An 18,893-nucleotide genomic window follows, 5' to 3' on the forward strand; every position below is an offset into this window, starting at 1 on the left:
TACTAGTCTCAGGGGCGTGCACCTGAAGACCCTCACCCTGCGCGGGTTCAAGTCGTTCGCCTCGGCGACGACGCTGAACCTCGAGCCCGGCGTGACCTGCGTCGTCGGCCCGAACGGCTCGGGCAAGTCGAACGTCGTCGACGCCCTCGCCTGGGTGATGGGGGAGCAGGGTGCCAAGACCCTGCGCGGCGGCAAGATGGAAGACGTCATCTTCGCCGGGACCTCGGGCCGTCCGCCGCTCGGCCGGGCCGAGGTGTCCCTGACGATCGACAACACCGACGGCGCCCTGCCCATCGAGTATGCCGAGGTGACGATCAGCCGGACCCTGTTCCGCAACGGTGGCTCCGAGTACGCGATCAACGGATCCTCGTGCCGCCTGCTCGACATCCAAGAGCTGCTCTCCGACTCCGGCCTCGGCCGGGAGATGCACGTGATCGTCGGGCAGGGGCAGCTCGACGCCGTGCTCCGTGCGACGCCCGAAGAGCGCCGCGGCTTCATCGAAGAGGCCGCCGGGGTGCTCAAGCACCGCAAGCGCAAGGAGAAGGCGCTCCGCAAGCTCGACGCGATGCAGGGGAACCTGCTGCGCCTGACGGACCTCACGGCGGAGATCCGCCGGCAGCTGGGCCCGCTCGGCCGTCAGGCCGAGGCAGCCCGCCGGGCAGCGACGGTCCAGGCCGACCTGCGCGACGCGAAGTCGCGCCTGCTGGCCGACGACCTCGCCCAGCTCACGGCGTCCCTCGAGCAGGAGATGGCTGACGAGAGCGCCCTGCGGCTGAGGCAGGCGGAGGCCGAGAGCGCGCTCGAGGCGGCCCGGACCGCGCTGCGCACCGCAGAGGCTGGTCTCGCCGCTGCAGGCCCGGCCGCCGCGGAGGCGAGCGCGACCTGGTACGCCCTCGGATCGGTGCGCGACAGGCTCGAGGGCACCCGGACCCTCGCGGCCGAACGGGTCAGGCTGCTCTCCGTCCCTGTCGCGCACCGGCAGGGCCAGGACCCCGACGAGCTCGACGCGCAGGCCGAGCGGGCCCGCGAGACCGAGGACGAGCTAGCCGCGGAGGTCGAAGACCACCAGGACGCGCTCGCTAGCAGCGCCGAGGAGCGCGCGGAGGCCGAGGCGGACGCGGCGGCCCGTGAGCGTGAGCTCGCTGCCCTGGTCCGCGGCGCGGCAGACCGCCGCGAGGGACTCGCGCGGCTCGCCGGGCAGGTCGCCGCCAAGCAGTCACGGGTGGACGCGACCCGTGCCGAGATCGCCCGCCTCGAGGACTCCCTCGCCGAGGTGTCCACCCGGGAGACCGGCGCGACCAGCGAGCTCGAGGCCCTCGAGGCCGAGGTGACCGACGTCGAGCACGGCCAAGAAGGCCTCGACGCCGAGCACGAAGAAGCCGTCGAGGCCCTCGACGCTGCCCTGGCACGTCTGCGTGCCCTCGAGGCCGAGGCGGCGCAGGCCGAGCAGGACAGGTCCACGTGGGCCGCCCGCAGCGAGACCCTCGACCTCAGCCTGACCCGCAAGGACGGCGCCGGTGCCGTCCTGGCCGCAGATGCTCTCGAGGGCGTCGTCGGCTCGGTCGCCGCGCTGCTGACGATCGAGCCCGGGTACGCCGACGCCGTCGTGGCGGCACTCGGACAGCTCGCAGACGCCGTCGCCGTCGACTCGACCGACGCCGCCGTCGAGGTGATCCGCTACCTGCGCACAGAAGATGCCGGACGCGCGAGCCTCGTGCTGGGTGGGGGAGAGGCTGCTCCGACCACTCAGGACACGACCGGCGCCACGAGCCACCCCCGCGCCGTCCCCGACGGTGCCGTGCTGGCCTCGTCGGTGGTCTCGGTGTCGAGCGCCGTCGGTCCCGGCCTCTTCTCAGCCCTCGACGGTGTCGTCGTGGTCGACGACCTCGTCCAGGCCCGTCGGGTCCTCGAGGTCGACCCCTCGTGGACCGTCGTGACCCGCGCCGGCGACCTGCTCGCGGCCGACAGGGCCTGGGGCGGGTCAGCCGCCGCCCCGAGCCTCCTGCACCTCCAGGCGGCGCTCGACGAGGCGCGGGCCGCCGAGGCGGACGCGTCCCGGCGTGCGGCCGAGGCCACCGAGCTCCGTGCCGTCGTCGAGGACGAGGTCCGTGCGGCCCAGGAACGCGCCGACCTGGCACTAGACCGTCTGCACGCCTCCGACGCTGCGCACTCGGCAGCGGCCGAGCGTCTCGGACAGCTCGGAGCTGCAGCCCGCTCGGCAGCCGCCGAGGCCCACCGCACCCGTGAGCGTATCGACGCCGCGGCCCGCACCCTCGAAGAGGACGAGATGCAGCTCGTCGAGCTCGTCGAGCGCCTCGAGGCCGCCGAGCTCGACCCGCAGGAGGCAGAAGACGCCATCGCCGCCGCCACCCAGGCACGGGACGAGGCCGCGGCAGCCGCGACAGCCGCCCGCGCGGCCGAGACCGAGGCACGCCTGGGTCTGCGCACGAGCGAAGAGCGGGCCAGAGCCTTGTCCGGCCGTGCGCAGTCCCTCGAGCGTGCTGCCCGTGCCGAGCGCGAGGCGAGGGCTCAGGCAGAGCGCCGGGAGGCTGCACGTCGACGTCAGGTCGTGGTCGCCGAGGCCGTGCGGGACGGTGCCACCCGCGGCCTCGGGCACTGCGCGGTGTCGGTCGCGCTCGCGACCGAGAGGCGCGACGAGGCCGAGGCAGAGCGGCGGACCCGGGACGCCGAGGTCGTCGCTTGCCGTCAGCGCACCGAAGGCCTCGCCGAAGAGCTGAGGTCCATCACCGACGTCGCGCACCGCGACGAGGTCGCGCGCGCCCAGCAGCAGCTGAGGGTCGAGGCGCTGCGGCAGCGCGCCGTCGACGAGCTCGGGACCGACCCTGACGTCCTCGTCGAGGAGTTCGGTCCGCACAGGCTCGTGGTCGACGCCGAGACCGCGATGCAGCAGCGCGCGGTGCTCGACGCGCAGCAGGACGCGCGCGACGAGGTCGGCGCGGCCGACGGGCGCAGCACGGCCGACGACGAGCCCGCCGCCACCGACGACACCGACGGTCGGCCCGCGCCCGCCACCCGGACCCAGGCCCGCGCCTCGGACGAGGGCGACGTGCCCGTCGGACGGCCCTACGTCCGTGCCGAGCAGGAGAAGCGTCTGCGGTCGGCCGAGCGGGCGATGGCCCAGCTCGGACGGGTCAACCCCCTCGCGCTCGAAGAGTTCGCAGCGCTCGAGGAGCGCCACACCTTCCTCACGGAGCAGCTCGCCGACCTCAAGCGGTCCCGCGCCGACCTCCTCGAGATCGTCAAGGAGATCGACGAGCGCGTCGAGCGCGTGTTCACCGAGGCCTTCCACGACACGAGCGCGCAGTTCGACGAGGTCTTCCCGCGGCTGTTCCCAGGCGGCGAGGGTCGGCTGGTGCTCACCGACCCCGCGAACATGCTCACCACGGGCATCGAGGTCGAGGCCCGCCCCGCCGGCAAGAAGGTCAAACGGCTCTCGCTGCTGTCGGGCGGGGAGCGGTCGCTCACCGCTGTCGCGCTCCTCGTGTCGATCTTCAAGGCCCGTCCGAGCCCCTTCTACGTGATGGACGAGGTCGAGGCCGCCCTCGACGACACCAACCTCGGCCGGCTCCTCGAGATCTTCGTCGAGCTGCAGCGCGACAGCCAGCTCATCGTCATCACGCACCAGAAGCGCACCATGGAGATCGCCGACGCCCTCTACGGCGTGACCATGCGCGGGGACGGCGTCACCACGGTCATCAGCCAGCGCATCCGCGAGGTCGTCGAGCAGTAGGGCGGCCGTCCGAGGCAGGTGTTCTCCGGCTCCGCAGAGCGGTTGCGGGGGCTCAGGGAGAGTGCGCGGAGCGTGCTCTGTGTAGAGGTTGGGTGAGGGTCGCCCGACTCGCCCGACATCACACCCTGAGGTCCGACCTGCGCCCGCTCCTGGTGGTACGACTGTCTCATGATGAATGTGTACCTCTGGCTCCTGGTCGCGATCGTCATCGCCGCCGTGGTCCTCGTCGTCGCCGGCACCATCGCGGCTGACGAGTCCGACGCCCGGGAGCGCACAGCACCTGCCGACCGCAGCCCCTGGGCTGTCCTGACCCGCCTGGTCTCCGACGCGCGCGCAGGCGCTCGATCCCTGCTGGACCGCGACGGCGACAGCGCGTCCTCGCGTGACGACCTCACGGGCAGCAGCGGGTCGACGACGACAGTCGACGAGTTCTTCGAGGCGACCCGGACCGAGCAGCGCGCGTACGTCGACGCCGACGAGATCCAGGAGATCATCCAGCAGCTGCGGCCGGGTGCACAGCTGCGTTCAGGAGCACAGGTGCGATCAGGAGCACAGGTGCGGTCGGGGGCCGAGAGGCGCTGACCGAGCACGTGAGCCGGTGCCCCCCCGGGGTACCGGTCGCGTCCTCCTGGTGCCGACCGGCGCCACCACCTGAGAGACTGCTCGGGTGAACGATCTGCTGCCACTCTGGATATCTCTCGCCGTCCTCCTCCTCGCGGGCCTCGGCTTCGTGGGCGTCTCGACGTCCCGACGCTCGAAGACCCTGCCGCCGGCCGAGCGCCGCGCCGAGATCGAGGACGCCCGGACCGACGACGACCGGACCGACGACGACGCCGCGACGCGCCCAGCCGGCGCGACGGACGTGCTCGACCTCCCGCCGACGGAGACCGAGGTCGGGGTCGACCCTGACGTCGCCGTGCCCGAGGTCGTCGTCGACGTCCCCGAGCCGCCCGCCGGACGCCTCGTCAGGCTGCGCGAGCGCCTCGCCCGTTCCGGCTCTCCGCTCGGTGCACGGCTGCTCGCGGTGCTCTCGCGCGACAACCTCACCGAGGACGACTGGGACGAGCTCGAGGAGACCCTCCTCCTCGCCGACGTCGGCGCAGGGCCTGCGACCGAGCTCATCGACAAACTGCGGACCCAGGTCCGCGTGCAGGGTGTCAAAGACCCCGCGAGCGTCCGCGCGATGCTGCGCAGCGCTCTCGTCGAGCTGGTCGACCCGACGCTCGACCGCAGCCTGAGCACGAGCGCCACCACGACCGACGGCGTCAAGGTGCCCGCGGTGGTCCTCGTCGTCGGTGTCAACGGCACCGGCAAGACGACGACAGTCGGCAAGCTCACCCGCGTCCTCGTCGCCGACGGCAACGAGGTGATCCTCGGGGCTGCCGACACCTTCCGCGCCGCGGCGGCCGACCAGCTGACCACCTGGGGCGAGCGTGTCGGTGTCGAGACCGTCAGGTCCTTCAAGGACGGGGCCGACCCCGCGGCCGTCGCCTTCGACGCCGTGAAGACCGGCAAGGAGCGCGGCGTGGACGTCGTGCTCGTCGACACCGCCGGACGTCTGCAGAACAAGGCCGGGCTGATGGACGAGCTCGGCAAGATCTCACGGGTCATCACCAAGGAGGCCCCGCTCACCGAGGTGCTCCTCGTGCTCGACGCGACCACGGGCCAGAACGGCCTCAACCAGGCGCGCGTCTTCGCCGAGGTCGCCGGTGTGACAGGCATCGTCCTGACGAAGCTCGACGGGACCGCCAAGGGCGGGATCGTCGTGGCCGTGCAGCGCGAGCTCGGTGTCCCGGTCAAGCTGGTCGGTCTCGGCGAGGGCCCGGACGACCTCGCGCCCTTCGACCCCGAAGAGTTCGTCGACGGCCTCCTCCAGGGCTGAGACGCCCCGATCCACTCCTCGGACACGGACAGATCGTCCCGGACGCCCCGCACGAAACACGATGTTTACGTGCGGGGCGTTCCTGTCACCTCTCCGTAACGCACCGGCGGGTTCCCTGAAACGGCGGACCTCGACAGTTGTCGTTGACCGGCCGCCGGGCCGGGATGGGAGATGATCCGATGGAATGGGATACCGGAGCTACCGCGTGGATGCTGGTCTCAGCATCTCTCGTGCTCCTCATGACGCCAGGGCTGGCCTTCTTCTACGGCGGCATGGTGCGAGCCAAGTCAGTGCTCAACATGATGATGATGTCGTTCGGCGCGATGGGCATCATCGGCGTCGTCTACGTCCTGTGGGGATGGTCGATGTCCTACGGCAGCGACATCGGTGGCATCATCGGCAACCCCTTCGACCAGTTCGGCCTCTCGGGCACGATCTTCGACGAGTCCGGAGCGGCTGTCTCCAGCACGCTCGGCAACTACCCGCAGGTGGTCGACGTCGCCTTCCAGGTGACCTTCGCGATCATCACCACGGCGCTCATCAGCGGTGCGATCGCCGACCGCGTGAAGTACGGCAGCTGGCTCGTCTTCACGGGCATCTGGGTGACCCTCGCCTACTTCCCGCTCGCCCACATGGTGTGGGGCGGCGGATTCCTCAGCGGCTCTGAGGACGGCCTCGCCGCGAAGATCTTCGGCGTGACCGACGGCGCGGCCACGGTCGCCCCGATCGACTTCGCCGGTGGGACCGTGGTGCACATCAACGCCGGTGTCGCGGGCCTCGTGCTCGTGCTCCTCATCGGGGCACGCAAGGGCTTCGGCAAAGAGCCGATGCGCCCCCACAACCTCCCCTTCGTCATGCTGGGTGCGGCGCTCCTCTGGTTCGGCTGGTTCGGCTTCAACGCCGGTTCCGCCTTCGGTGCCAACGAGACCGCGGGCCTCGCCTGGGTCAACACGACCTCGGCAGCGGCCGCAGCCATCCTCGGCTGGCTCCTCACCGAGAAGATCCGTGACGGGCACGCCACCTCGCTCGGTGCGGCCTCGGGTGTCGTCGCCGGTCTGGTCGCGATCACCCCGGCCGCCGGTGCGCTCAGCCCGGTCGGTGCGATCATCCTCGGTGCTGTCGCCGGTGCGCTCTGCGCCCTGGCCGTCGGCCTCAAGTACCGCTTCGGCTACGACGACTCGCTCGACGTCGTCGGCGTCCACCTCGTCGGTGGGCTCGTGGGCACCATCGGCATCGGATTCCTCGCGACCGAGGGCGGCCTGTTCTACGGTGACGGTGGCAAGCTGCTCGTCATCCAGGTCGTCGTCGCACTCTTCGCGGTGATCTTCTCCGGTGTCGTCACCCTCGTCGTCGGCCTCGCCATCAAGGCGACGCTCGGCTGGCGCATCACCGAAGACCAGGAGGTCGGCGGCATCGACCTCGCGGTCCACGGAGAGTCGGCATACGAGACCCTCGGCGGCGGCCGGGTCATCAAGGAGGTCAGGTCATGAAGCTCGTCACAGGAATCATCCAGCCCCACCGTCTCGACGACGTGAAGTCGGCACTCGAGGCAGCAGGCGTGCGCGGCATGACCGTCAGCGAGGCCAGTGGCTACGGCCGCCAGAAGGGCCACACCGAGGTCTACCGCGGCGCCGAGTACACGGTCGACCTGGTCCCCAAGGTCCGCATCGAGGTCCTCGTCGAGGACGACGACGCCCCTGTCGTCACCGGGGTGATCGTCCAGGCCGCGCAGACCGGCAAGATCGGTGACGGCAAGGTCTGGACCGTCCCGGTCGACGACGTCGCCCGGGTCCGCACCGGGGAGCACGGCGCGACAGCGCTGTGACCCACGGCCGCTGCGCCGCCCTGACCACAGGCCTGGCCGCAGGCTCAGGGCGGCGCACGGCAGGCACGTCCGCCGTCCGCAGCGGCGTCGGAGCATCTCCCGCACCATCACGCACACGCAGCAGCGCAGCGGGGCCACGGCCCCGCTCGGCTCGGCTGGACGAGGAGCACCATGTCGGACCAGCCCAGCCAGCACGGCTCACCTGAGGTCCCGCACCCCGCCGGGGTGCGGGACCTCAGGTCCGAGATGATCGACCTCGCGATGTCCCTCAGCGGGCCCGCGGGCCCGGCGACAGCGCCGGCTCGAGGGACAGCGGCGACCGAGGCGATGACCGCCGCCCTGCGGCCGGTCCCCGCCGAGCAGGGCCGCGCCCGGCGCGCCGCGCTCGTCGAGCTCACGAGCACCCGCCTCGCCGAGCTCTGGGACACCGCGACAGCCGAGATCGACACGGCGGGCATCGCGCTCGCCGCGGTCGGCAGCCTCGGGCGGGGTGACCTCGGTCCGGTCTCCGACCTCGACCTCGTCCTCGTCCACGACGGACGCTCGCACTCCGCGCAGACCGTCCAAGAGCTCGCCGAGGCCCTGTGGTACCCGATCTGGGACGCGAGCCTCGAGCTCGACCACTCGGTCCGCACCCTCGCCCAGTGCCGCCAGATCGCCTCGAAAGACCTCCCCGCGGCCATGGGCATGCTGGACGTGCGTCCTATCGCCGGCGACTCGGTCGTGGCCCACAGAGCCTCGTCCGCCGTCCTGGAAGACTGGCGCGCGGCCGCCCGGCGCAGGCTCCCCGAGCTCGTCGCGTCGACCAAGACCCGCGCGACCCGCCACGGTGAGCTCGCCTACCTCATCGAGCCCGACCTCAAAGAGGCTCGCGGCGGCATCCGCGACGCCGTGATCCTCACAGCCCTCGCAGCCACGTGGCTCACCGACAGGCCCCACGGCGCCGTCGACCGTGCGTACTCGCACCTGCTCGACGCCCGCGACGCCCTCCAGCTGACCACCCGGCGCCACACGAACCGGCTCGGGCTCGCCGACCTCGACGAGGTCGCCGTGCTGTGCGGGTACTCCGACCCCGACGACTTCCTCGCGAGCCTCGCCGACGCCGGCCGCGAGATCTCCTACGGCCTCGACACCACGCTCCGGCGGGCGCGACAGGCGCTCCAGCGCCCGCTCGTCTCGAGGCCCTTCCTCATCCGTGGCCGTCGCGCCGCGCCGCGGCTGCGGTCTGTCGGGGACGGGCTCGTCGAGCACGACGGCGAGCTGGTCCTCGCCGTCGACGCCGCCCCGGCAGCCGATCCGCTGCTCGCGCTGCGCGCAGCCGCGACAGCCGCGCGCACAGGCCTGGCGCTGTCGCCCGTCTCGGCGTCGAGCCTGGCCCAGTGCCCTCCGCTGCCACGGCCGTGGCCGCGGCAGGCCCGCGCCTCCCTGCTCACCCTGCTCGGGTCGGGAGCCGCGCAGGTGCCGGTCTGGGAGGCGCTCGACAGGGCCGGGGTGGTCACGTCCTGGATCCCGGAGTGGGTCGGCGTGCGGAACCGACCCCAGCGCGCCGCCGTGCACAGGCACACCGTCGACCGCCACCTCATCGAGGTGGCCGCGCGGGCCCGCGGCTGGCGCAAGACCGTCGCGCTGCCTGAGGTCCTGCTGCTCTCGGCGCTGCTGCACGACATCGGCAAGCGGGCCGGCGCGCAGGACCACTCGGTCACCGGGGCGCGGCTGATCCCCGACGTGGTCGGTCGCATGGGCTTCGACGACGCCGTCGTGGCCGACGTCCAGCGGATGGTCGCCCACCACCTGACCCTCTCCAGGCTCGCCGTGAGCAGCGACCCCGACGACCCGGCCACCCTCGACGAGCTGCTCGAGGCTGTCGACCACCGCTCCGACCTCCTCGAGGTGCTGCGCGCCCTCACCGAGGCAGACTCCTCGTCTTTGGGCCCCAACGGCTGGACGACGTGGCGTGCCCGCCTGGTCGACGACCTCTACAGGCGGGCTGCGGTCGCGCTCGGCGTGCCCGACGGTGGCGCCCAGACGGGGGACCGCCCTGCGGGTACCGGGAGCCCGGGTGCAGCCGCGCAGGAGGATCACCCGGTAGTCTGACCCTTCAGCCACTTCCAGCGAACGGTGAGGATTGCAACGGTGTTCGCCACCCTGTCAGATCGACTGACGTCGACGTTCAAGAACCTGCGGACCAAGGGACGACTGTCCGAGGCCGACATCGACGCCACGGTCCGGGAGATCCGCCGTGCCCTGCTCGACGCCGACGTCGCGGTCTCGGTCGTCCGTGAGTTCACCGGGACCGTGCGCGAGCGCGCCCTGTCCGCCGAGGTCTCCGGGGCGCTCAACCCGGCCCAGCAGGTCGTCAAGATCGTCAACGAGGAGCTCGTCGCGATCCTCGGCGGCGAGAGCCGCGGCCTCAACCTCGCGAAGAACCCGCCGACGGTCATCATGCTCGCCGGCCTCCAGGGTGCCGGTAAGACGACCCTCGCCGGAAAGCTCGCGCTCAACCTCCGCGAGCAGGGCCACACGCCGCTGCTCGTCGCAGCCGACCTCCAGCGCCCCAACGCCGTGACCCAGCTCAAGGTCGTCGGCGAGCGGGCCGGGGTCCCGGTCTATGCTCCCGACCCGGGCAACCAGGGCGCCGAGGGCCAGTCCGGCGTCTCGACGGGTGACCCCGTCACCGTCGCGCGCGCCGGTGTCGAGACCGCACGGTCCCGCCAGCACGACGTCGTCATCATCGACACCGCCGGTCGCCTGGGTGTCGACGCGGACCTCATGCAGCAGGCCGCTGACATCCGCGACGCGACGAACCCGGACGAGATCCTCTTCGTCATCGACGCGATGATCGGCCAGGACGCCGTCGCGACGGCCCAGGCCTTCGCCGAGGGCGTGAGCTTCACGGGTGTCGTGCTGTCCAAGCTCGACGGTGACGCCCGCGGTGGCGCGGCCCTCTCGGTGGCCCGCGTCACCGGCCAGCCGATCCTCTTCGCCTCGACAGGTGAGAAGCTCACCGACTTCGAGGTGTTCCACCCCGACCGCATGGCCTCGCGCATCCTCGACATGGGTGACGTCCTCACCCTCATCGAGCAGGCCGAGAAGGCCTTCGACGCCGACCAGGCGCAGGACATGGCCGACAAGCTCGCGTCGGGCAAGGACTTCACGCTCGCCGACTTCCTCGTCCAGATGCAGCAGATGCGCAACATGGGCTCGATGAAGAAGATGCTCGGCATGCTCCCGGGCATGGGGCAGATGCGCGAGGCCCTCGACAACTTCGACGAGCGCGAGGTCGACCGCGTCGAGGCGATCGTGCGGTCCATGACCCCGGGGGAGCGCGAGAACCCGAAGATCATCAACGGATCGCGCCGCGCGCGCATCGCCAAGGGCTCGGGCGTCACCACGACCGACGTCAACCAGCTGCTCGAGCGCTTCGCCGGCGCGCAGAAGATGATGAAGCAGATGAGCCGCGGCGGCGGCATGCCGGGGATGCCCGGCATGGGGAACATGCCTGGCATGGGCGGCAAGAAGCAGCGTGGTCGTCAGGCACCGGCGAAGAAGAACAAGAAGGGCCGCTCGGGCAACCCTGCCAAGCGCGTCGCCGAGCAGCAGGGACTGACCGCCGGGCCCTCGACGCCCACAGGTTCGGCCTTCGGCATGGGTGGGGCTGCGAAGGACGAGGCCCCCCTCGAGCTGCCCCCGGGCCTCGAGAAGTTCCTCGGCCGCTGAGCAGACCTCTGCGATGAGCAGCCGGACGGTCGACCTCCCGACGATCCACCTGCACGGGACCGTCGTGCTCGGTGACGAGCACGAGACCGGCGACGCGTGGGTGGTCGACGGGCGGCTGACGCTCGAGCGGCCTGCAGGCCCGTCTGCCCAGGGCCGGGAGACCGTCCGGATCGACGGGGTCGCCGTCCCCGGTCTGGTCGACGTGCACTGCCACGTCGGCCTCGGCCCCGACGGCGCGGTCGGCCGCGACGAGGCCGAGGCCCAGGCTGTCGCCGACCGCGACTCCGGGGTCCTGCTCGTGCGCGACGCCGGGTCGCCTGCTGACACCCGGTGGATCGACGAGCGGGACGACCTGCCGAGGTTGATCCGGGCTGGGCACCACCTCGCCCGTCCCAAGAGGTACCTGCGCGGCTACGGACGCGAGCTCGACGACGTCGCGGGCCTCCCGGACGCTGTCGCCCAGGAGGCCGACCGCGGGGACGGCTGGGTCAAGATCGTGGCCGACTGGATCGACCGCGAGGTCGGCGACCTCACCCCGCTGTGGCCCGCCGACCTGCTCGCCGAGGCCGTCGCCGTCGCACACTCCCGTGGAGCCCGGATCACGGCCCACACCTTCTCGACCGAAGCGCTCGACGACCTGCTGGCCGCCGGGGTCGACTGCCTCGAGCACGGGACCGGGCTGACCGACGACCAGGTCGCCGAGGTCGTCCGTCGCGGTGTCGCGGTGACGCCCACGCTGCTCCAGGTCGCGCGCTTCGAGGAGATCGCTGCTCAAGGAGCCACGAAGTTCCCGGTCTACGCGGCGCGCATGCGGCGGATGCACGCCCGGCGTTACGAGCACGTCGCCGCCCTCCACGAGGCCGGCGTCAGGCTGCTCGTCGGGACCGACGCCGGCGGGACCCTCGGGCACGGGCTGATCGCGCAGGAGTGCGCGGAGCTCGTCCTGGCCGGCGTGCCCACCCCGGAGGTCCTCGCCGCGGCGAGCTGGCGGACCCGCGAGTACCTGGGGATGCCGGGCCTGCTCGACGCACGGTCGGCCGACCTCGTCGTCTATCCCTCGGACCCGCGGCGCGACGTCACGGTGCTCGCGGCGCCCCTGGCGGTCGTGGTGCGAGGCGCTCTCGTCGCGCCCGGGGAGTGTGCTGCACGAGCCGGGTGAGCGATCGGCCGGGAGGGTGACGCAGCCGACCGTGAACCCGCCCTCCCAGGAGGTGGCGGGCACTCTTGCCGGTCTGGCATAATCAGCCGCGTACTCGGCATGCCCGGCCCCTCTCTCCGGACAGTGTCGTGTCTCGGACCAGCTCATCACACCGCACCCCGCCGGAGCGGTGAGCAGTCCACCACCTTCAGAACCAGGAGAGACCACCACAGTGGCCACCAAGATTCGTCTCAAGCGCCTCGGCAAGATCCGGGCTCCGTACTACCGCATCGTCGTCGCCGACTCGCGCACCAAGCGCGACGGTCGTGTGATCGAGGAGATCGGCAAGTACCACCCGACCGAGGAGCCGTCGCTCATCGAGATCACGTCGGACCGCGCACAGTACTGGCTCGGAGTCGGCGCACAGCCGACCGAGCAGGTCGCCGCGCTCCTCAAGATCACCGGTGACTGGCAGAAGTTCAAGGGCCTCCCGGGCGCAGAGGGCACCCTCCGCACCAAGGAGAAGCCGTCGGCAGAGTCCGTCGCAGAGGCTGTCGCCACTGCTGCGGCCGACGCCGAGAAGTCCAAGGCGAAGGCGTCCGAGGCGAAGGCTGCTGCAGCCGCCGCCGCATCGGCTGACGCTGCCCCTGAGGCTGACGCCTCCGCGGAGGAGCAGGCCTGATGCTCGCCGACGCTCTCGAGCACCTGGTGCGCGGAATCGTGGACAACCCCGATGACGTGCAGGTGAACGCCAAGGCCTTGCGCCGTGGCGAGCTCCTCGAGGTCCGGGTCCATCCCGACGACCTCGGACGGGTGATCGGCCGTGGGGGTCGCACCGCTCGTGCGCTGCGAACCGTCATCGGCGCGCTCGCTGGGGACTCCTCAGTGCGCGTAGACGTCGTCGACGTAGATCGTCGCTGACTGCCCCAGGCAGTCAGACAAGTCTGTAGACCGAGGCCCGGCCACCACTGGTGAGCCGGGCCTCGGTGCGTCTGGAGCCCCGATCCCGGGGCGCGATGGAGGAGTGGGAATGGAACTGACAGTCGCCACGATCGGCCGGGCTCACGGTCTGCGCGGAGAGGTCGCGCTCGACCTGCGCACCGACGACCCCGAGCTCCGCCTGGCCGACGGTCAGGTGCTCCGCACGATCCCCGCCTCGGCGGGGCCGCTCACGGTGGTGTCCTCCCGTGTGCAGAACGGCCGCTGGCACGTCGCCTTCGCGGAGATCTCGGGACGCACGGCGGCCGAGCAGGCGCGCGGCATCGAGCTCGTCGTCGACGTCGACTCCTCGGACGAAGAAGACGCCTGGTACCCGCACGAGCTGGCCGGACTGCGCGCCGAGCTCCTGGACGGGACCGTCGTCGGGGAGGTCGTCGGCCTCGACCACCTCCCGGCCCACGACATGCTCGTCCTGCGCGAGACCGACGGCACCCGCACGCTCGTGCCCTTCGTCCGCGTCATGGTCCCGGTCGTCGACGTGGCCGGTGGACGCGTCGTGCTCGACCCGCCCGGCGGGCTGCTCGCCCGCGACGCCGCGAACCTCGAGGTGGCGATCCCCGAGGAGGGGTCGGCAGCAGCCGCAGACGCCGCCGAGGCTGAAGATGCTCAGGAGCCCAGCACCGAGGGCACTGACGGTGCCGACAGCACCGACGCGTCCGAGGGGGGTCGCTGAGTTGCGCATCGACGTCGTCTCGATCTTCCCGGACTATCTCGCCCCGCTCGAGCTCTCGCTCGTCGGCAAGGCCGCGCAGTCAGGTCTGCTCGACCTCACGGTCCACGACCTGCGGTCCTGGGCGACAGACCGCCACCGCACCGTCGACGACACGCCCTTCGGCGGCGGTGCCGGGATGGTCATGCGCCCGGACGTGTGGGGCGCGGCCCTGGCCGACGTCCTCACGCCCGACGCCACCCTCGTCGTCCCCACGCCGTCGGGGGAGACCTTCACGCAGCGCGTCGCCGAGCAGCTGGCCCTCGAGCCCGCGCTCGTCTTCGCCTGCGGGCGCTACGAGGGGATCGACGCCCGCGTCGCCGAGCACCACCGGGCGGCCGGCGGGACCGTCCGCGAGCTGTCGATCGGGGACTACGTCCTCAACGGCGGCGAGGTCGCCTCGCTCGTCATGATCGAGGCCGTCGCGCGTCTCCTGCCCGGCGTGATCGGCAACCCCGAGTCCCTCGTCGAGGAGTCGCACGGCGAGGCCGGGCTCCTGGAGTACCCCGTCTACACCAAGCCGCCGAGCTGGCAGGGCCTCGACGTCCCTGAGGTGCTGCTCAGCGGTCACCACGCGAAGATCGCCCGCTGGCGCCGGAACAGGGCCATCGAGCGCACGATCGCGCGGCGTCCGGACATGATCGAGGCGCTCGACCCGAGCATGCTCGACAAGGCCGACCGCGCGCTGCTGACCGGGCACGGCTGGCTCCCCGGCGAGGACGGCCGGTTCCACCAGGCCTGACAGGCGGGGCGTGATCGGGTCGCTCGACGGGCGGGTAGTGCTCACCTGTCGGGCTGTGGCAGAATCAACCCTTGGTGCACGCTGGACCGGACACTGCCACAGGGGCGTCCAACACAGCTGTTTCACTGCTCTGATCGATCGTCGCACGGCAGCCCTCACGGGATGCCGATCCTGCGACCGGTGAGGCACCACATCCACTCATCACCATGGGCACGGCAGCCTCGCGCAGCCGGACCCACGAGACGTACCTGACCTGTGGCAGGACGGGGAGAGAACATGAACACGCTCGACAGCGTCGACGCAGCATCGCTGCGTACCGACATCCCGGCCTTCCGCTCCGGCGACACGGTCAAGGTCAACGTCAAGGTCGTCGAGGGCACGCGCTCGCGTGTCCAGGCGTTCCAGGGTGTTGTCATCGCCCGCGTCGGCGGCGGCGTCCGCGAGACCTTCACGGTCCGCAAGATCAGCTTCGGTGTCGGGGTGGAGCGTACGTTCCCCGCCAACGCACCGTCGATCGAGTCGGTCGAGGTCATCACCCGCGGTGACGTGCGTCGCGCCAAGCTGTACTACCTCCGCAAGCTTCGCGGCAAGAAGGCGAAGATCAAGGAGAAGCGCGACTTCGTCTCCAAGTGATCCTCGTGCGGCTCGTCTGACGAGCCGCAGGAGCAGCACGGTTCTCACACGAGGGCGGCCACCGAGGTGGCCGCCCTCGTGCGTGCCCGCCGAGGGTGGCGTGGGCCCACGCCGCGACTCGCGGACCGAGAGCATTCGATGATCACCTCCAGGAAGTGGGACAGTATGCGAGTGACTCCTGACGCAGCGCACCCTGACGGCTCGACCGACGCGGGTGCAGCGACCGCCGAGAAGCGCAAGGGTTCGTTCCTGCGCGAGGTCGCGATCATCGTCGTGAGCGCTCTCGTGCTCTCGTGGGTCATCAAGTCGTTCTTCGTCCAGGCCTTCTTCATCCCCAGCTCGTCGATGGAGGACACGCTCGTCGAGGGCGACCGCATCCTCGTGTCCAAGATGGTCCCCGGGGTCTTCGACGTCCACCGTGGCGACGTCGTGGTCTTCAAGGACCCGGGTACCTGGCTCGCCGGGACGCCTCAGCCGCAGCGCAACGCCTTCCAGCAGGGCGTCACGGACGTGCTGACCTTCGTCGGGCTGCTCCCGCAGGACTCGGGCGAGCACCTCGTCAAGCGTGTGATCGGGGTCGAGGGCGACCACGTCACCTGCTGCGACTCCGAGGGTCGTGTCGCGGTCAACGGGCAGTCGATCGACGAGCCGTACATCAAGCCGGGCTCCGCGCCGTCGCTGCTCGAGTTCGACCAGACGGTCCCCGAGGGCTTCCTGTGGGTCATGGGTGACAACCGTGCCCACTCGAGCGACTCCCGCTACAACGCCGGCAGCCCCGGCGGCGGGTTCGTCCCCGTCGACAACGTCGTCGGCACGGCCTTCGTCAAGGTCTGGCCCTTCGACCACCTCGGCTGGCTGCGCAACCCCGGAGAGACCTTCGAGGACGTCCCGGCACCGTGAGCACGCGCACCGCAGTCCCACCGGTCTTCGCCGACCTCGCGGTCGAGTCGACGCTGCTCGCCTCCGGGACGGCGCGGCTCGCCGGGATGGACGAGGTCGGCCGCGGAGCTCTCGCTGGTCCTGTGAGCGTGGGTGTGTGCGTGGTGGACCGGGTGACAGGGCCCTGCCCTGTCGGCCTCACCGACTCCAAGGTGCTGACAGCCCGGGCTCGTACCGAGTACCTGCCGCTCATCGACGAGTGGGCCGTCGCCACGGCTGTCGGTTCCGCGAGCGCCGCGGAGATCGACACGATGGGCATCATCCGTGCGCTGCGCCTCGCCGGTCAGCGTGCCCTCGTCGCGGTCTCCGAGATCTCGGGTCCCGTCGACGTCGTGCTGCTCGACGGCTCGCACGACTGGTTGACCGAGCCCGAGCCGGACCTCTTGACGATGCTCGAGGGGGAGGAGGTCGCCGCACCTGCGGGGTATCTGCCTCCGACAGTCCACACGCGGGTCAAGGCCGACCTCTCGTGCGCGTCGGTCGCCGCGGCGAGCGTCGTCGCCAAGTGCGAGCGCGACGCGGCGATGGTCCGGCTGGCGAAGGAGCACCCGCACTACGGCTGGATCGGGAACAAGGGCTACGGCTCCGCCCAGCACGTCGCAGCACTGTCGGAGCACGGCCCGAGCCCGTTCCACAGGGTCAGCTGGCGTCTCCCAGGGGTGGCTGCGGCGGCGGGCGCCGCCCCGGATGGTCCATGATGGTCCAGTGAGTGCTGAGGACCTGGAGAACTACGAGACCGACATGGAGCTCGCGCTGTACCGCGAGTACCGCGACGTGGTGCGGCTCTTCGCCTACGTCGTGGAGACCGAACGGCGGTTCTACCTCGCCAACAGCGTCGACCTGCAGGTGCGGTCCGCTGCCGGAGAGGTGTACTTCGAGCTGAGGCTCAACGACGCCTGGGTGTGGGACGTGTACCGCTCGAAGCGGTTCGTGAAGTCTGTGCGCGTGGTGACGTTCAAGGACGTCAACGTCGAAGAGCTGGCCCAGGCAGAGCTCGACCTGTAGCGGACGGATGCCGGGGCGTCGTCGGGTCCGGCGGCGGCCTCGGGACCGACGGAGTCGTCTGGACTGGCGATGTCGTCGGAACCCTGCGACATCCGTGCGCGATCACGTCCGTGAAGGGCGAGGTGTCCGGTATGCTTCTTTCGTGCGTGATGCTCACGCCGGTCGTGCCGCCCGTCCTGACGCGGGGCGCGGACCGTCGGCCTGGAGCTCGCCAGCGCACCCTGCGGCGGCGACTGTGCCGGGCAGGTTCGCCTGCGATCTGCACCCAGAGGGAACCATGGCTCATCTCGGACGTCTTGCCCAGTCCCACCTCGAGGCGGCACGTGCTGCCGACCATGGCCGCAGTGCCGAGCTCTTGCTGCACGACGGGCCGTTGCGGCAGACGCTCATCGCCCTCGCGGCGGGGACCGAGCTCGCGGAGCACAACTCGCCGAACGCTGCGAGCCTGCAGGTGCTCCTCGGTCGCGTGCGCGTCACGGGCGGGCAGACTGAGGCCATGGCGGCTGGGGAGATCGCGGTGCTGACCCACCTGCGGCACGCAGTGCTGGCCGAAGAAGACTCCGTCTTCCTGCTGACGACAGTCACGGGTGTCGAACCGTCTGATCAGCCTCTCCGGGCGCGATGATCTTGCGGCCTCTTCGGGCGCGATGACGCTGCTGCCTCGCCGCGCGCGATGACGCTGCGGCGTCGCCGGGCGCGATGACGCTGCTGCCTCGCCGCGCGCGATGACGCGGCTGCGTCGCCGGGCGGGTCGCGGCGGGGGTGGTGCCTCGGCCCGCAGGCCTGCTCTGGTGGCGGGGGTGGGCCTGCGGTGGTCGGAGCGTCCGACGTCACCCGTGGGCTCCGTCGCCCCTGCTGAGCTCGAGCCTGCACGCCCCGGGGTCGGAGAACGGGAAGAGCTCGGCGCTCACGTCGTCGGCTCTGTCAGCGTCGAGCACCCCCTGCACGATGCCGAGGTGCACGGCGCAGACCACGTCGGGGTAGGCCTGGGCTGTGGTCAGCAGCGGGCAGCGGGTGAGCAGGGTGGTCGACGGCTGCCCGCCGGGTTGCGGCGCGAAGCCGAGCTGTGCGAGCAGCGTGACCACGTGCTTGCGCGGGTCCGCGTAGTGCTCGGGTGCGGGCGGCGAGCTGCTCACGAGGTCGCGACCCCACTCGGCGCCCGCGACCGCGGCATCGCGGTCCGGTGTGCTGCTCGTGCGCCGGATCGTCGAGGCCAGCGCTGCAGCGAGACCTGTGTACTCCGAGCGCACCAGAGCATGCTCCGCGCCCGTCGCGGCGTAGGTCGCGGCTGGTCTCCCACGGCCGTCCGGCACGCCGCTGCCGCGGACGGCCAGACCGGCGTCGACGAGGGCCGCGAGGTGCTCCCGGACCGTGTTGACGTGCAGGCCTGTGGCAGCTCCCAGGGCGACGAGGGTGGCGGGCTGCGGCTGCGACCTGAGCGCGGCCAGCAGTGCTCGTCGAGACGTCGACATCCCTGATGTCGACATCGGTGCCTCAGGCACGGGTGCTGGGCCCAGCCCGTCGTGAGGAAGAGTCTTCGCGGTCCTATGAAT

The 18,893-nt window shown here is 71.4% G+C and carries 18 protein-coding genes; 17 read left to right on the plus strand and 1 reads right to left on the minus strand.

Annotated features, from left to right (window positions below; translation table 11 throughout):
• Positions 1-16: 16 nt before the first annotated feature.
• The 17 genes from smc (at position 17) to HZZ10_RS06600 (ending at position 17,965) form a co-directional block, all read left to right on the plus strand.
• A complete protein-coding gene (gene smc, locus HZZ10_RS06520) occupies positions 17-3,751 on the plus strand; it encodes a chromosome segregation protein SMC (protein ID WP_179912899.1) in 3,735 nt (1,244 codons plus the stop codon).
• 171 nt (positions 3,752-3,922) lie between these two features.
• Positions 3,923-4,333, plus strand: a complete 411-nt coding sequence (locus HZZ10_RS06525; RefSeq protein ID WP_179912900.1) for a hypothetical protein — start codon at positions 3,923-3,925, stop codon at positions 4,331-4,333.
• Between the two features lie 85 nt (positions 4,334-4,418).
• Complete coding sequence (gene ftsY, locus HZZ10_RS06530) at positions 4,419-5,633, plus strand: signal recognition particle-docking protein FtsY (protein WP_179912901.1); 1,215 nt, start codon at positions 4,419-4,421, stop codon at positions 5,631-5,633.
• A 179-nt stretch (positions 5,634-5,812) separates the two neighbouring features.
• Positions 5,813-7,123, plus strand: a complete 1,311-nt coding sequence (locus HZZ10_RS06535; RefSeq protein ID WP_179912902.1) for an ammonium transporter — start codon at positions 5,813-5,815, stop codon at positions 7,121-7,123.
• Positions 7,120-7,458 carry a P-II family nitrogen regulator gene (locus HZZ10_RS06540; protein ID WP_012867362.1) on the plus strand — a complete coding sequence of 113 codons (339 nt, stop codon included), beginning with the start codon at positions 7,120-7,122 and terminating at the stop codon, positions 7,456-7,458. The genes HZZ10_RS06535 and HZZ10_RS06540 overlap by 4 nt, the downstream gene beginning before the upstream one ends.
• A gap of 171 nt (positions 7,459-7,629) precedes the next feature.
• On the plus strand, positions 7,630-9,552 hold the full coding sequence (locus HZZ10_RS06545) for a [protein-PII] uridylyltransferase (protein ID WP_179912903.1): 1,923 nt from the start codon (positions 7,630-7,632) through the stop codon (positions 9,550-9,552).
• 39 nt (positions 9,553-9,591) lie between these two features.
• Positions 9,592-11,175, plus strand: a complete 1,584-nt coding sequence (gene ffh, locus HZZ10_RS06550) for a signal recognition particle protein (protein ID WP_179912904.1) — start codon at positions 9,592-9,594, stop codon at positions 11,173-11,175.
• A gap of 13 nt (positions 11,176-11,188) precedes the next feature.
• The gene (locus HZZ10_RS06555; protein WP_179912905.1) at positions 11,189-12,334 is read left to right on the plus strand and encodes an amidohydrolase family protein; all 1,146 of its coding nucleotides are present in this window, start codon (positions 11,189-11,191) and stop codon (positions 12,332-12,334) included.
• Between the two features lie 211 nt (positions 12,335-12,545).
• Positions 12,546-12,995 (plus strand): 30S ribosomal protein S16, encoded by a 450-nt coding sequence (rpsP, locus tag HZZ10_RS06560; protein ID WP_056129940.1) that lies wholly within the window; start codon positions 12,546-12,548, stop codon positions 12,993-12,995.
• Entirely contained in the window at positions 12,995-13,234 is a 240-nt protein-coding gene (locus HZZ10_RS06565) for an RNA-binding protein (RefSeq protein ID WP_056129943.1), read from the plus strand. Before rpsP ends, HZZ10_RS06565 begins: the two co-directional genes overlap by 1 nt.
• 109 nt (positions 13,235-13,343) lie before the next feature.
• Positions 13,344-13,985, plus strand: coding sequence for a ribosome maturation factor RimM (rimM, locus tag HZZ10_RS06570; protein WP_179912906.1), 642 nt, complete (start codon positions 13,344-13,346; stop codon positions 13,983-13,985).
• A 1-nt stretch (position 13,986) separates the two neighbouring features.
• The gene (gene trmD / locus HZZ10_RS06575) at positions 13,987-14,763 is read left to right on the plus strand and encodes a tRNA (guanosine(37)-N1)-methyltransferase TrmD (RefSeq protein WP_179912907.1); all 777 of its coding nucleotides are present in this window, start codon (positions 13,987-13,989) and stop codon (positions 14,761-14,763) included.
• A gap of 276 nt (positions 14,764-15,039) precedes the next feature.
• Positions 15,040-15,396 carry a 50S ribosomal protein L19 gene (gene rplS / locus HZZ10_RS06580; protein WP_056129949.1) on the plus strand — a complete coding sequence of 119 codons (357 nt, stop codon included), beginning with the start codon at positions 15,040-15,042 and terminating at the stop codon, positions 15,394-15,396.
• Between the two features lie 165 nt (positions 15,397-15,561).
• The gene (lepB, locus tag HZZ10_RS06585) at positions 15,562-16,296 is read left to right on the plus strand and encodes a signal peptidase I (protein ID WP_056129952.1); all 735 of its coding nucleotides are present in this window, start codon (positions 15,562-15,564) and stop codon (positions 16,294-16,296) included.
• The gene (rnhB, locus tag HZZ10_RS06590; RefSeq protein WP_179912908.1) at positions 16,293-17,033 is read left to right on the plus strand and encodes a ribonuclease HII; all 741 of its coding nucleotides are present in this window, start codon (positions 16,293-16,295) and stop codon (positions 17,031-17,033) included. The genes lepB and rnhB overlap by 4 nt, the downstream gene beginning before the upstream one ends.
• Before the next feature lie 7 nt (positions 17,034-17,040).
• Positions 17,041-17,340: a DUF2469 domain-containing protein gene (locus HZZ10_RS06595; RefSeq protein ID WP_056129958.1), complete on the plus strand. Its 300-nt coding sequence runs from the start codon at positions 17,041-17,043 to the stop codon at positions 17,338-17,340.
• Positions 17,341-17,617: 277 nt separating this feature from the next.
• The gene (locus HZZ10_RS06600; RefSeq protein ID WP_179912909.1) at positions 17,618-17,965 is read left to right on the plus strand and encodes a cupin domain-containing protein; all 348 of its coding nucleotides are present in this window, start codon (positions 17,618-17,620) and stop codon (positions 17,963-17,965) included.
• A gap of 205 nt (positions 17,966-18,170) precedes the next feature.
• Here the strand turns inward: HZZ10_RS06600 and HZZ10_RS06605 are convergent, their stop codons facing one another.
• Positions 18,171-18,812 carry a helix-turn-helix transcriptional regulator gene (locus tag HZZ10_RS06605; RefSeq protein WP_179912910.1) on the minus strand — a complete coding sequence of 214 codons (642 nt, stop codon included), beginning with the start codon at positions 18,810-18,812 and terminating at the stop codon, positions 18,171-18,173.
• Between the last annotated feature and the right edge of the window lie 81 nt (positions 18,813-18,893).

Source organism: Sanguibacter inulinus, assembly GCF_013415325.1.
GTDB classification, from domain to species: domain Bacteria; phylum Actinomycetota; class Actinomycetes; order Actinomycetales; family Cellulomonadaceae; genus Sanguibacter; species Sanguibacter inulinus.